10 protein-coding genes are annotated in these 13209 nt (G+C 64.2%); 2 read left to right on the top strand and 8 right to left on the bottom strand.

From position 1 onward, the window contains the following. Positions 1 to 29: 29 nt before the first annotated feature. From E1809_RS22325 to E1809_RS22315, 3 genes are all read right to left on the bottom strand, one after another. Positions 30 to 1178: a mannitol-1-phosphate 5-dehydrogenase gene (locus E1809_RS22325; RefSeq protein ID WP_133206443.1), complete on the bottom strand. Its 1149-nt coding sequence runs from the start codon at positions 1176 to 1178 to the stop codon at positions 30 to 32. Continuing rightward, positions 1178 to 3178 (bottom strand): PTS mannitol transporter subunit IICBA, encoded by a 2001-nt coding sequence (locus E1809_RS22320; RefSeq protein ID WP_133206442.1) that lies wholly within the window; start codon positions 3176 to 3178, stop codon positions 1178 to 1180. Before E1809_RS22320 ends, E1809_RS22325 begins: the two co-directional genes overlap by 1 nt. Before the next feature lie 94 nt (positions 3179 to 3272). Then, positions 3273 to 3995, bottom strand: coding sequence for a TetR/AcrR family transcriptional regulator (locus E1809_RS22315; RefSeq protein WP_133206441.1), 723 nt, complete (start codon positions 3993 to 3995; stop codon positions 3273 to 3275). Positions 3996 to 4113: 118 nt separating this feature from the next. Here E1809_RS22315 and ptsP point away from each other — a divergent pair, with 118 nt between their 5' ends. Continuing rightward, positions 4114 to 5799 carry a phosphoenolpyruvate--protein phosphotransferase gene (ptsP, locus tag E1809_RS22310; protein ID WP_133206440.1) on the top strand — a complete coding sequence of 562 codons (1686 nt, stop codon included), beginning with the start codon at positions 4114 to 4116 and terminating at the stop codon, positions 5797 to 5799. A gap of 67 nt (positions 5800 to 5866) precedes the next feature. On the opposite strand, the gene E1809_RS22305 is transcribed toward ptsP, so the two are convergent. From E1809_RS22305 to E1809_RS22285, 5 genes are read right to left on the bottom strand one after another with little or no spacing between them, the layout of a single operon-like run. Further along, positions 5867 to 7444 carry an aldehyde dehydrogenase (NADP(+)) gene (locus tag E1809_RS22305; RefSeq protein ID WP_133206439.1) on the bottom strand — a complete coding sequence of 526 codons (1578 nt, stop codon included), beginning with the start codon at positions 7442 to 7444 and terminating at the stop codon, positions 5867 to 5869. Between the two features lie 33 nt (positions 7445 to 7477). Continuing rightward, on the bottom strand, positions 7478 to 7882 hold the full coding sequence (locus tag E1809_RS22300) for an ester cyclase (protein WP_133206438.1): 405 nt from the start codon (positions 7880 to 7882) through the stop codon (positions 7478 to 7480). Beyond that, a complete protein-coding gene (locus tag E1809_RS22295) occupies positions 7879 to 8460 on the bottom strand; it encodes a flavin reductase family protein (RefSeq protein ID WP_133206437.1) in 582 nt (193 codons plus the stop codon). Before E1809_RS22295 ends, E1809_RS22300 begins: the two co-directional genes overlap by 4 nt. Before the next feature lie 2 nt (positions 8461 to 8462). Then, the gene (locus E1809_RS22290) at positions 8463 to 9791 is read right to left on the bottom strand and encodes a flavin monoamine oxidase family protein (protein ID WP_268908732.1); all 1329 of its coding nucleotides are present in this window, start codon (positions 9789 to 9791) and stop codon (positions 8463 to 8465) included. 19 nt (positions 9792 to 9810) lie between these two features. Then, a complete protein-coding gene (locus E1809_RS22285; RefSeq protein ID WP_133206435.1) occupies positions 9811 to 11208 on the bottom strand; it encodes an LLM class flavin-dependent oxidoreductase in 1398 nt (465 codons plus the stop codon). A gap of 295 nt (positions 11209 to 11503) precedes the next feature. Between E1809_RS22285 and E1809_RS22280 the strand changes: the two genes are divergently transcribed. Then, positions 11504 to 12862: an MFS transporter gene (locus E1809_RS22280; protein ID WP_235835731.1), complete on the top strand. Its 1359-nt coding sequence runs from the start codon at positions 11504 to 11506 to the stop codon at positions 12860 to 12862. Positions 12863 to 13209 lie beyond the last annotated feature (347 nt).

Genomic DNA, 13209 nt, shown 5'->3' with positions numbered 1-13209 from the left:
TCCAGTTGTGGGCGAGCGACCCGCAGGCCCTACACCTCCGCTTTGCGCTCCTCCACCAGTTTCTGCACGTGCGGGAACAACGGGTGCGACGGCGGCAGCTCGGTGATGCGTTCGACGGCGTCGGCGGCGTCCATTTCCGCGAGCATCCGGACGAGTTCCACGGCCTCGTCGTCCGCTCCGTCGTCGAAACGCAAAGCTGCCGACATCGCGTCCAGCAGGGCAACCGGGGTAACTCCTCGTTCGGCGAGTTCCGCGGCGGGTCCGATGAAGCGCTCGTGGCGCCCCAGCTTGCGCAGCGGTGCCCGGCCGACGCGGTTCACGGTGTCCGGCAGGTACGGATTGGTGAAGCGGGACAGGATCTTCTGCACATACGCTTCCTGCTCCGCCTCGACGAACTCGTGCTTGGCCACGAGGAGTTTCTTGGTCTCCTCCAACACAGCCCGGACCCGCGCAGCCACCGAAGCATCCGCCATGGCATCGGATATCTTCTCCAGGCCGGCCCCGTAGCCGAAGTACGCCGCCGAAGCGTGTCCTGTGTTGACCGTGAACAGTTTCCGTTCGATGTAGGGACCAAGCTCGTCCACGAAGGTCGCGCCCGGGATGACCGGCGCTGTGCCCCCGAACGGAGTGCGATCGATGACCCACTCGTAGAACGTCTCGACCGTGACGTCCAGCCCCTGCCCCGGAGCCTGGTTGGGAACGATCCTGTCCACCGCGGTGTTGGCGAACACGGCCACCTCGGAAAGGTCGCCGGCGGCCCCGTCCCACGCCGCCCGCACTTCAGTCTGCAGGAGGTCGGTGGCATTGATCGCGTTCTCACAGGCCATCACCTGCAAGGGAGCCAACGACGGCGAGCGACCCGCGAGGCCGCGGGCAATCACAGGTGCCACGAACTTGAGGATGTGCGGCCCGACGGCCGTGGTGAGGACATCCGCCGTCGCGATTTCCGCGACGACAGCTGCCTCCTCGGTGCCCGAATTCAAGGCCCGGAAACCGGACACGGTCTTGACTGCCGCATTTTCGCCGACCTCGTGGACCTCATAGGAGGACGCGGCGGCGAGTTGGTTGATCAGTGCTTCCGCGACGTCCGCGAAAACCACCTCGTAACCAGCCTCGTGCAGCAGCAAGCCGACGAATCCCCGTCCGATGTTCCCGGCCCCGAAATGGACTGCCTTCACTATGCGTTGACCTTTCCGAACAGTTCCAGCACTTCGTCCACCGATGTGGCTTGCTCAAGCTGCGCCACTTGCGCCTTGTCCGTGAAAATCTTGGCGATGGAGGACAGGATGTGCAGGTGTTCGTTGTTGATGCCGGCCACGCCGACGACGAACTTGACTTGCTTGCCGGCCCAGTCGATGCCCTCGGGGTAGCGGACGATCGATACGCCCGAGTGCTTGATGTGGTCCTTCGCAGCGTTGGTGCCGTGCGGGATGGCCAGGAAGCTGCCCATGTAGGTGGACACGGATTCCTCGCGCTGGTGCATCGCTTGCACGTAGCTCGTGTCCACGGCTCCGCGGTCCAGCAGGAGCTGGCCGGCTTCGTCGATGGCCGAATCGCGGTCCCTCGCGGTTCCGTTCAGGACCACGCTTTGGGCGAGCAGGACATCCTTGCCCCCGACGTCGGATGGCTCGGCCGCGTGGGCACCGCCCCCTTGGGCGACCGGTTCGGCAGTCGCCGTCGTGCTTTCAGCGCCCGGTCCCGCCTTGCTTTCCTTGACCATTTCGACGATTTCGTCGTACCGCGGGCTGTTCATGAAGTTATCCACGGAGACGTGCACGGCGCTGGAAGTGGCCGGGCGGGCGCGTTCCGTCAGGTCCTGGTGCGTGACAACGACGTCGTAGTCGTCACGCAGGTTGGCAATGGACGCGTTGGTCACCTTGACTTCAGGGAAGCCCGCCGCCTTGATCTTGTTGCGCAAGACCGAGGCACCCATAGCGCTGGAGCCCATGCCGGCGTCGCAAGCAAAGACGATGTTCGCGATCGGGCGGGTCAGGACGGCGGTTCCGACGCCGGCACCCACCAGTGTGGAGGCGACGGAGCTCTTCTTGCCCTTGAGCGCTTCCATCTTGGAGGTGGCTGAGCCGAGGTCCACTTCGTCGCTGTGGTGCGTGGTCCGGAGGATCAGCGAAGAAACCAGGAAGGAGACGGTTGCTGCCAGGACGACCGACAAAATCACACCGAAATAACTGTCACGGGCCGTCTGGGCAAGGACCGCGAAGATGGATCCCGGGGCTGCCGGAGCGACGAGGCCCGAGTTGGTGATGGCAAGCGTCGCAATGCCCGTCATGCCACCGGCGATGGTTCCGAGGATGAGCAGCGGGCGCATAAGGACGTACGGGAAGTAGATCTCGTGGATGCCGCCAAGGAACTGGATGATCAGGGCGCCAGGTGCCGAGGCCTTGGCCGCGCCGCGTCCAAAGAAGATGTAGGCAAGGAGAAGTCCTGCACCCGGACCGGGGTTGGCTTCAAGCAGGAACAGGATGGACTTGCCCTGTTCGAGCGACTGCTGGATCCCCAGCGGGGTCAGCACGCCGTGGTTGATGGCGTTGTTCAGGAAGAGGACCTTGGCGGGCTCGATGAAGATGCTGGTCAGCGGAAGGAGTCCGTTGTGCACCAGGAACTCGACGAAATTGCCTGCAGCCGTGCTGAAGTTGGTAACCACGGGCGAAATTCCGAAGAATCCGAACAGGGCGAGCAGCGCTCCCCAAATGCCTGCCGAGAAGTTGTTGACCAGCATCTCGAAGCCGGGACGGATCTTGCCATCCCAGATGGAGTCGATCTTCTTCATCGTCCAGCCGGCCAGCGGACCCATGATCATCGCGCCGATGAACATCGGGATACCGGCACCGACAATGACGCCCATCGTCCCGATGGCGCCAACGACGCCACCACGGACGTCGTAGACCATCTTGCCGCCGGTGTAGGCGATCAGGAGGGGCAGGAGGTAGGTGATCATGGGGCCCACAAGGCCCACATTCGGGGTGCCAGCAGCACTGTTGCCGAAGCCGCCGAGTTCGGGGTTGGGCAGCCAGCCAGTCTGGATGAAGAGGGCCGTAATGATGCCCCATGCGATGAAGGCACCGATGTTGGGCATGATCATGCCGGAGAGGAATGTTCCGAACCTTTGGACATGCACGCGCATGCTGGTGCGCGGTTTCGCAACGGTCGCTGTTGCCATGGGTGAATTCCTAACGTGAGTCCCGCAGCTGTGCGGGATCAGTCGATGTATATCGAAAAGGGAAAAGCTCTAGTAGCTGCCGGAAGGACAGCTCTTAGGAGCTGCTGGAAATCCGGTGAAGCCATTCGAGGAACAGCTTCAACTCAGAACTGGATAGTTGGTCTGAATGGGAGGCCTGCAGTGCCGCATTCAGGGCGATTGCCGCAACAACAACTGACGATTTGCCGGAGTCGCCTGTTGCGGCGCCACGGGCGGTATCCGTGGACACGGCGAAAATCATGGAATCCCGGGTCATGGTGGAGAGCTCGATACTCCGGTCTTCCAAGGGTTCTGCGATGAGCATGAGCGTGACTCCCACATTGGCCGCGAGAATACTCCTCGCCGCCTCGCGCGGGGGTACGTTGATCTGCCCGGCGATCGCTGCCTTGTTCAGCATTTCCTCCAGGAGCGCCTCGGCATCGGCCACGATGGACGGCCTGCTCTCCGGACGGATATTGCCGAACATCACCAAATAAAGGTGCGGCTGGGTAAGCCCGAACTTGACGTGGTTGTCCCACATCCGCCGGACATCCTCCAGGGGCTCCCCGGAGGGTGCGAAATCCCGCTCCCCCGCCACGTACTCCTCGAAGCCGGCTGAAACAACGGCGTCGAACAGCCCCTCCTTGTCACCGAAGTGGTGGTAAAGCGTGGGCGCCGTGACTCCGGCAAGCTTGGTGATTTGGCGCGTAGAGACCGGTGACCCGTCCGAATTCGCCAGCAACTCGGCAGCAGCGCGAAGCAGCCGAGTTTTGGGCGGAAGCTGGTCATCGAAACTCATAGCCGCTACCCTAGCACCTATAGCAACGCTATATGAAGTGAATCACAGGGGATTTTTTCGGGTCACGAGGCGCCGCAGCCACCGGGGTCCGGTCCACGAGCAGGAACAGAGGATTTCAGTGCAGAATTTCCAAGGAGTAGGCGTCAGCCCGGGCCGCGTCATCGGCACTATCCGCCAGATGCCCAAGCCAGTCAGCGAACCGCCGTCGGGCGAACAGCTAGCCGCTTCCATCAGCACGGAAGACGCCATCGCCGGGCTTAAGACGGCGGCCCAATCAGTCCACGACGAACTCAAGGCACGCGCGGACAAGGCCAGCGGAGATGGCCAGAAAGTCCTGGAAGCCACTGCACTCATGGCCAAGGACACGATGCTCCTGAAGTCGGCCGCCAAGCTCATCAACAAGGGCACCTCCGCCGAACGTGCCATCTGGGAAGCAGGCGCCTCAGTCTCCGAAATGCTCCACAACCTGGGCGGCTACATGGCCGAGCGTGCTACGGACGTCCTCGACGTACGCGCCCGCATTGTCGCCGAACTCCGCGGAGTCCCCGCCCCGGGGATCCCGGCGTCGGACGCCCCGTTCATCCTGGTGGCCGAAGACCTGGCTCCCGCCGACACCGCAACGCTGGATCCCCTCATGGTGAAGGCATTGGTCACCTCCGGCGGCGGACCGCAGTCCCACACGGCAATCATTGCGCGCTCGCTCGGCCTGCCCGCCGTCGTCGCGGCCCACGGCGTGGACGACATCCCGGACGGGACCGAAGTCTTCGTTGATGGCGCCGCCGGATCCCTTACCGTTGAGCCCACCGAAGAGCATCGCACTGCGGCACTCACGTGGCTGGAGAACGCCGCTACCCTTGCGGTATTCGACGGACACGGCACGACGGCGGACGGCCACTTGGTGCCCCTCCTCGCCAACGTGGGCGGAGCGAAGGACGCCGCCAAGGCCGCGGCGCTCGGCGCCCAGGGCGTTGGCCTGTTCCGCACGGAATTCTGCTTCCTCGAACGCGACACCGAGCCGACCGTGGAAGAACAAGCCGCCGCGTACAAAGGCGTGTTCGACGCGTTCCCGGGCAAGAAAGTGGTGCTCCGCACCCTCGACGCCGGGGCCGACAAGCCCCTGCCCTTCCTCACGGACGCCACCGAACCGAACCCTGCCCTCGGCGTCCGCGGCTACCGCACCGACTTCACGACGCCCGGCGTCCTTGAGCGCCAACTCGAGGCAATCGCGACGGCGAGCCGCGAATCCGAGGCGGATGTGTGGGTCATGGCGCCCATGATTTCGACGGCGGCGGAGGCATCGCGTTTCGCCTCGATGTGCGATGCCGCGGGTATCAAGACTCCTGGCGTCATGGTGGAGGTGCCGTCGGCCGCGTTGACCTCGGCCTCGGTCCTGCGCCACGTTGGATTCGCTTCCCTGGGAACCAACGACCTCACCCAGTACGCAATGGCGGCCGACCGCCAGCTCGGACCCCTCGCCGAACTCAACACTCCGTGGCAACCTGCTGTGCTGCGGCTTGTGCAGCTGACCGTCGCCGGTTCACTCGAAGAAGGCAACGGGAAGCCAGTGGGCGTCTGTGGTGAGGCGGCCGCCGACCCGGCCCTCGCCGTCGTACTCGTTGGGCTGGGCGTGACCACCCTCTCCATGACCGCCCGCTCGCTTGCCGCGGTGGGCACTGTCTTGAGGACGGTCACGCTGGAGCAAGCGCAGGAACTGGCCCGCTTGGCACTTTCTGCGCCCGATGCCCTCGACGCCAAGGCCTGGGTGCGCGCCAAGCTGCCCGTCCTCGAAGAACTCGGCCTCTAAACGCAGTGGGACTCCGGCCCCGGACGAATATCTTGTTGGAGAGGTCTATCCGGGGCCGGAAAATGGGCTACATCACGGGTTCGCCGTCAATCAGTCGGCGGACTTTCCATGGATTGGCGTCCTTCAGCGGGGCCGGCCGGAGCTCCTCGGGGAAGTTCTGGTAGGCCACCGGGCGGAGGAACCGCTCGATCGCGAGCGTGCCCACGGACGTCGTCTTCGAGTCCGAGGTTGCCGGGTACGGACCGCCGTGGACCATGGCGTGGCTCACTTCCACGCCCGTGGGCCAGCTGTTGATGATGATCCGCCCGACTTTGCGTTCCAGGGCCGGGACAAGCGGGGCCGCGGAAGCGTAATCGTCTTCGCTCAGGTGCAGGGAGGCCGTGAGCTGTCCGTCGAGCTTGTTGGTGGCGCTGACGAGATCGTCCACGTCCTTGTAACGGATCACCAATGACGCTGCGCCGAAGATTTCCTCGTGCAGGATCTTGTTGTGCGTGAAGACATCAAGGTCCGCACTGAAAACAGCCGGTGCGGGCGCGTTTTCCCCAGGGCCGGCGCTTCCGCGTCCGAGGAGTTCGACGTCGGCGACGCCCTCGAGCGCGTTGTAGCCGTGCTGCCAGGCGGCCGCGATCCCGCCGGTAAGCATGGTCTGACCGTGCAGCGGGGTGATGTGGCCCGTGACGGCGGCGGCGAAACGGTCCCCTGCCTCACCGGCCGGGACGAAGACGAGGCCCGGTGACGTGCAGAGCTGTCCCGAGCTTCCCGTCACGGACGCGACGTACTGCTTGGCGAGGGTATCGACGTCTCCGGCGAGGGCGCCGTCGAAAACGTAGACCGGGTTGATGGAGGACATTTCCGCGTAGACCGGGATCGGTTCGGGCCGGGCCGCGGCAGTGCGCATCAAGGCCGTTCCGCCCGAGCGGGAGCCAGTGAAACCGACTGCCTTGATGGCGGGATCGGCAACGAGGGCCTGGCCGATGCTTGAGCCGGAGCCATAAACAAGGGAGAAGACGCCCGAATGGAGGCCGAGGTCCTTCACGGCCTGGGTGATGGCCTTGCCCACGAGTTCAGCCGTGCCCGGGTGGGCATTGTGCGCTTTGACGATGACCGGGCAGCCCGCGGCGAAGGCTGAGGCAGTGTCGCCGCCCGCGACCGAGAAGGCGAGCGGGAAGTTGCTCGCGCCGAACACGGCGACGGGGCCGAGGGGAATCTGCTGCTGCCGGATGTCTGCCCGAGGCAGGGGCGTCCGGTCGGGCAAGGCCGGGTCGATCCGGACTCCGCGGAAATCCCCCTGGCGGACGACGTCGGCGAACAGCCGGAGCTGCCCGATGGTCCGCGCCCGCTCGCCGCGCAAGCGGTCAAGGCCAAGGCCCGTCTCCGCCGACGCGCGCTCCACCAGTTCATCTCCGACCGCTTCGATGTTCTCGGCGATCGCTTCCAGGAACCGGGCATGCTGCAGCGGAGCCAAGGCGGAGAAAGAGTCGAAAGCGTCTGCGGCGGCCTCGGTGGCCACCCTCAATTGCTGCTCACTGATCAGCGTGTAAGCCGGCTGCAGATGCTCGTTGGTAGCCGGGTTGAAGCCGTTGGTTGTGCCGTTGGTGCCGGGAATGGCTTCACCGGCGATGAGGGAATGTCCTTCGAGGGTCATGGGGCGCCTCCTGGGCGGTAGGAACGATGCGGGCTATCCCAAGTGCCAGATGCCGAGGGATGAGAGGAGTTCGCGCGGGTCCCAAACGACCCATTCTTCGGCGAGCTTGTCGCCGTCGAAACGGAGGAAGGATGCGCCGGTGACGGTGATGTTGCGTCCGGTAGCGGGCACGTCCATGAACTGGCCTTGGTGTGTTCCCTTCGTCTGCCAGTGGATGGCAGCCGTATCGCCGTCTTCGATGATGTGCAGGATCTCGGTGGTGGTATCCGGGAAGGCTGCGTGGGTGGCTTCGATGGTTTTGCGCAGGCTGGTGTAATCCTCGCTCCCGGTCTTGGACCGGCGGACATAGCCAGGGGCCAGCAGGGCTTCGAAGGCGGAGAGGTCTCCGTCGCCCCAGGCACGGTTCCAGGCTTCAAGTATGGTGTCGCGGCGGCTCATGATGCGCTCCTGACGGGTACGGTTTCCGGTGCGGCGACGACGGCAGGCGCGACGGCGGCCGGTGCCGGGATGTCGATGGGCAGGTATTGGCCGAATTTGCCGGCGCGGAAGAGCAGGGCGTCGCCGGTGCCTTCTTCCATGTTCGTCACGGATCCTACGACCATGTAGTGGTCGCCGACGAGGACTTCGGCGGTCACCACGCAGTCGATGTAGGCGGTGGCGCCGTCAAGATGCGGGGTACCGAGCGGGCCAGGGGTGGAAGGCAGGCCTTCGAACTTTTCCGGGCCCTTGCGGGAGAGCGACTTACAGATGGGGATCTGGTCATCGGCGAGGATGTTGGCCGTGAATTTCTGCAGCTTGCGCAGTTTCGGCCAGCTCGAGGAGGACTTGTCCACGCAGAACATCACCAGCGGCGGTTCCAGGGACAGGGATTGGAAGGTGCCGACCACGAGGCCGAGCTTCTCGTTGTCGTCGTTAATGCCCGTGATCGCGGTGACGCCGGTGGGCAGTTTGCCCAGGATCTGGCGGTAGTAGGCGGGGGTGATGCCGTCCTGGACGGGAGCGGGAATGGTGTCCATGATTATGCCTTCAGTTCTGCGTGAACGGTGCGGCCTGCGCGCAGGCCGGATTCGATGGCGCCGTCGAAGAAACCGGCCCAGAGGTTGGCGATGTCGCCGCTGGCGAAGTGGAGTGCGCCTTCGCTGGCTTGTTGTGCTGCGTGGTATTTGGTGAGTTGGCCGGGGCGTTGGATGAGCCAGGTTTCCTCGGCGTAGGGGTCCTCGCCCCATTTGTGGCCGGCGACTTCCAGGACTTCCAGGTCATCACGCCAGACGTCGACGGCGGCCTGCACCTGTGCTTTGTCGGTGACGTCGATCCGGTTCCCGTCGGCGCCGAAGCCGACCAGCACGGCGTCGTTCTCGCCGATGAACTCGGTGCGGATGACCGAGAGCGGCTTGTCCTGGGCGGAGTAGGCGAAGAACGGCTTGATCGGGCCCGGGGTGCCTCGGCGGCCGACCCGCATCCAGGCCTTCACGCCCTGGGAGGCGGTGCGTTCCCGGCTGGGGGCGAGCTTGCCTTCGGAGAGGGCGGGCTGGATGTCGAGTTTGTGCAGGATGTTCACCGGCAGGGTGATCACGGCTTTGCGGGCCTGGAGCTGCTGCCCGCCACCATAGGTGACGGTGACGCCGTCGTTATTGTGCTCCACCCGGGTGACCGGGGCGTTCAGGCGGATTTCCGCGTCCGCGTCTTCGGCGATGGCGTTGGCCAGGGTGTCGTTGCCGTCCTTGAGGCGGTAGATCGCGGAGGCTTCGTGCATCAGGTGCCAGTGCCCTGAGGATGCGGCGGTCCAGCGCAGGGCGTTGACGTAGGCGCACTGGTCCAGGGGGGCGTTGAAGTGGCCCACCCAGGCGGCTTCGTTGGCGTTGCGTTCGTCCACGGACAGGTCAAGCTTGTCCAGCATTTCCTGCAGGTTGTACTGGTCCGCTTCGGCCAGGTCCCCGTTGGTGAGCGGGGCGTCCGGGCGCGGCAGCCACTTCATGGTGTCCTCGAGGAGCCGGGTCATGCCGGGGTCGATGAGGGCCATGAAGTCATCGAGGTTCCCGCGGCGGACTTCGTCGCCGGCGAGCCAGTAGGTTTCCTCCGAGCGGGGGCCGCGGGAGACGTCCAGGCCGTAACGGGTCACTTCGGCCCAGGCGTGGGGCTGGGTCCAGTGCAGCCAGTTCCCGCCCAGTTCGAGTTTGCGGCCCAGGCGGTCCTCGGTCCACAAGCGGCCACCGAGCCGGTCGCGGGCTTCCAGGACCACGACCTTGTGGCCGCGGTTGCCCAGCTCACGGGCGGTGACCAGGCCAGCCAGGCCGGCACCAATTACAACGACATCCGTCTGTTCAGTCATGAGTATCTCCGTTGATATCCGTCGGGGGTGACCGCGCTTAGCGGGCTGCTTCGCTCAGGTGGGTGGCACGGTGGGCAGTGGCGGGGTGCCCGTTCAAGGTGTATTTCTGCCCGAAGAGCTTCTCGCGCAGCGTGACCGGTTCCTGGTCTTCGTTGCGTTCGGGGGCGATGATCCCCTGGGCGCGCAGTTCAGGCAGGGCGAGTTCGATGAAGTCGTCCCAGCTGCCCGGCTTGGTGGTGTAGCTGAGGTTGATGCCGTCGACGTCGGCCTCGTCGCGCCAGCGGCGCAACTCCGAGGCGATGGTTTCCGGGGAACCGATGATCGTGGAACCCGTTCCGCCGACCGCGAGGAACTCGGCGATCTGGCGCGGAGTCCAGTCACGGTCCGGATCAGCCTTGGAGAACATGTCCACCATCGACTGGCCGGCCTTGGTGCCAACCGAACGAAGCGGTACATCGAGTTCGTATTCGGACATGTCGATGCCGGTCCAGCCACTGAATCGGGCCAGGATCCCGTCGATCGGGGCATTGTCCACGGCCTTTTGGTACTTGGCCTGGGCCTCTTCATTCGTGGGAGCGACCACGACGGTCAGCAGGATGACGATCTTGACATCCTGCGGGTCCCGTCCGGCGTCGGACACGGCCTGGCGCAATTTGGCGACCGTGCGCTTGGCGCCTTCCACCGACGTGCTCTGGATGAAGACAGCCTCAGCGTGCTTGCCGCCGAATTCCATGCCACGCGACGACGAGCCGGCCTGGAACAGGACGGGAGTGCGCTGCGGGGACGGTTCGCACAGATGGAAACCCGGAACGGTGAAGTGCTGGCCGGAGTGGTTGATCTGGTGGACCTTGGCGGGATCGATGTAGGTGGCGGACTCGGCGTCGCGCACTACGGCGTCCTCTTCGAAGGAGGATTCCCACAGCTTGTAGACCACGTCCATATACTCGTCTGCCATGTCGTAGCGCTCGAGCGGGGTCACCTGCTGTTCCTTGCCCAGATTCCGGGCTGCCGCCTCGGAGTAGGAGGTCACGATGTTCCATCCAACCCGGCCGCCGGTGAGGTGGTCCAGGGAGCTGAACTTGCGGGCCAACAGGTACGGCGGTTCGTAGGTGGCCGAGACGGTCACGCCGAAAGAGAGGTGCTTGGTGACCGCCGCCATGCCGCTGATCAGCACGGTGGGGTCGTTGATCGGGAACTGGGCGGCGTCGCGCAATGCGGCGTCGCCGTTGCCGCGGTAAACGTCGTGGTAGCCGACGTTATCGGCGAAGAAGATGCCGTCGAAGCCAGCGTCCTCCAGCTTCCGGGCGATCCCGGTCCAGTACTGAAGGTCCGTGTAGCGGTAGCCCTGGTCACCTTCATTGCGCCACGATCCGGAGGTCAAGTGGGCCGGCGCGAAGACGTCGAACGCAAACAGGCTCAAAGGTTCATTTTTCATGGCAACGGTACTTCCTTGGACTCATGCCGACCAGTGCGACAACATTACATTCGAACGTTCATCATCTGAACACTGCGTTCAATTTAACGTGTTAGCCATTTCACTGTCAAGGACTTGGAGGCATTACTTTCGAACGCGCTGTTCACTATTGACACCATCTGTGGCGTGTGTCATATTTTTGAGCACGACGTTCACCAATTGAACGGAACCCCCTCTTATTCCAGGCCTGGACCTTTTCCCGACGCGCCGTCGTCCATCCGTCCGTTAGAAAAACACGAGAACAAGGAAGTCCATCGTGAGTACACCCGTCGTTCCGGCCCCGAGGCCGTTGAAAACGCAAGCCCCGCTCGATCCCCAAAAGAAGCGGTTCCTCTACAAACTCAGCGCCGTGATCGCCGGCGGCATGTTCATCGACGGCTTCATCCTGGGTGGCATCGGCCTCGTGATGCCCGCATTGACCGCAGACCTCCACCTCTCCGCCACGTGGCAGGGCCTTATAGGCGCCTCGGCCCTCATCGGCATCTTCTTCGGCGGACCCATCGGCGGTTTCCTGGCTGACAAGATCGGCCGGAAGCCGATGTTCATCGTCGATCTCGCCATCTTCCTGGTGGGTTCCGCGGCTCAATTCTTCGTAGCCGAGCCCTGGCAACTGTTCGCCATCCGCCTGCTCATGGGCATGGCAATCGGCGCCGACTACGCCATCGGCTGGCCCCTGCTGGTCGAGTTCTCCCCGGCCAGGCTGCGAGGCAAGCTCATGGCGTTCCAGGAAGTCGCCTGGTACGTGGGCTACCTGCTCTCCTACGCGGTGGGCTACTACCTGTCCACTGCCATCCACGCCGACTGGCGGATCATCCTCGGCATGAGCACCGTCCCGTCGCTCATCGTGTTCCTGCTCCGCCTGGGCTCACCCGAATCCCCGCGTTGGCTCATCAGCAAGGGCAAGATCGATGAAGCACTCGCCATCGCCAAGGCGCACATGGACGAAGCGGATGTCCAGGACTTGGCGAACGAAAAGTCGGAGAAACCCAATTTCGGCAAGCTCTTCTCCCCGCAGTACCGCAACTCCACGATCTTCGTGTGCATGTACTGGGTCTGCAACGTCACTCCGTATTTCGCCATCGCAACCTTCGCGCCCGTCGTGCTTGAAAACCTTGGCATCCAGGACGGTTTGACGGGAGCACTGCTGCTCAACGGCGTCGTAGTGGCCGGTTCCCTTGCCGCGATGTTCCTGATCGAGCGGGTCGGCCGACGCAAGTTGTCCATCCCGCCCATGTGGATTGCCGCCGTCGCACTCGTCATCATCGGCCTGTTCTCGCACTTCTCGCCCACCATCATCCTGATCTGCTTCATCGCGTTCTCCTTCTTCAACGCGGTCTCCACGGCGCTGACGGGTGTGTACCCGGGCGAGGTCTTCCCCACCGAAATCCGCGGTGCCGGCGTCGGATTCGCCGCCGCATTCTCACGGATCGGTGCCGCGGCGGGCACCTTCATCCTCCCGATGTCCGTGGACAGCCTGGGCGTGGGAACCACCATGCTGATCGCCGCCGCGATCTGCGTGCTCGGCGCCGTGATCTCCCAATACCTGGCACCCGAAACGAAGGGCCTCAGCCTGAGCGACACTTCGGCGCCCTTGGCCAAGTCGGCCCTGAAGTAACCCTCCCCTCCCCCGGAGTTTGTGTACAGATCACACCCCTTAAACCTCGGCGGGTTCTAGCGGTCGTTGCAACACCCTGATTTTTGGGAGTTGCAACGACCGTGGTTCGTTCAAGCCGTTATGGGCTGGAAGAGAAGGCTGCTTTCTTCGCGGTGTTTGATCGTTTGCAGAATACGACGGCGGCCGCGAGGGAATGCGGGATCAATCCGGTGACCGGAGCATCCTGGGTCCGGAAGGCCGGGTTGAAAGGCCGGGGAAAACGGGGAGCCGGCCCTCACCCGGGGCGTGAGGAGTTCTTCCGGTTACGGTCCTCCGGGACGTCCCGGAAGGAGGCTGCTGCACGTGTC

Origin of the sequence: Arthrobacter terricola (assembly GCF_004354015.1) — a bacterium.
GTDB lineage: Bacteria > Actinomycetota > Actinomycetes > Actinomycetales > Micrococcaceae > Arthrobacter > Arthrobacter terricola.
This window is presented reverse-complemented; position numbering and strand designations above follow the sequence as displayed.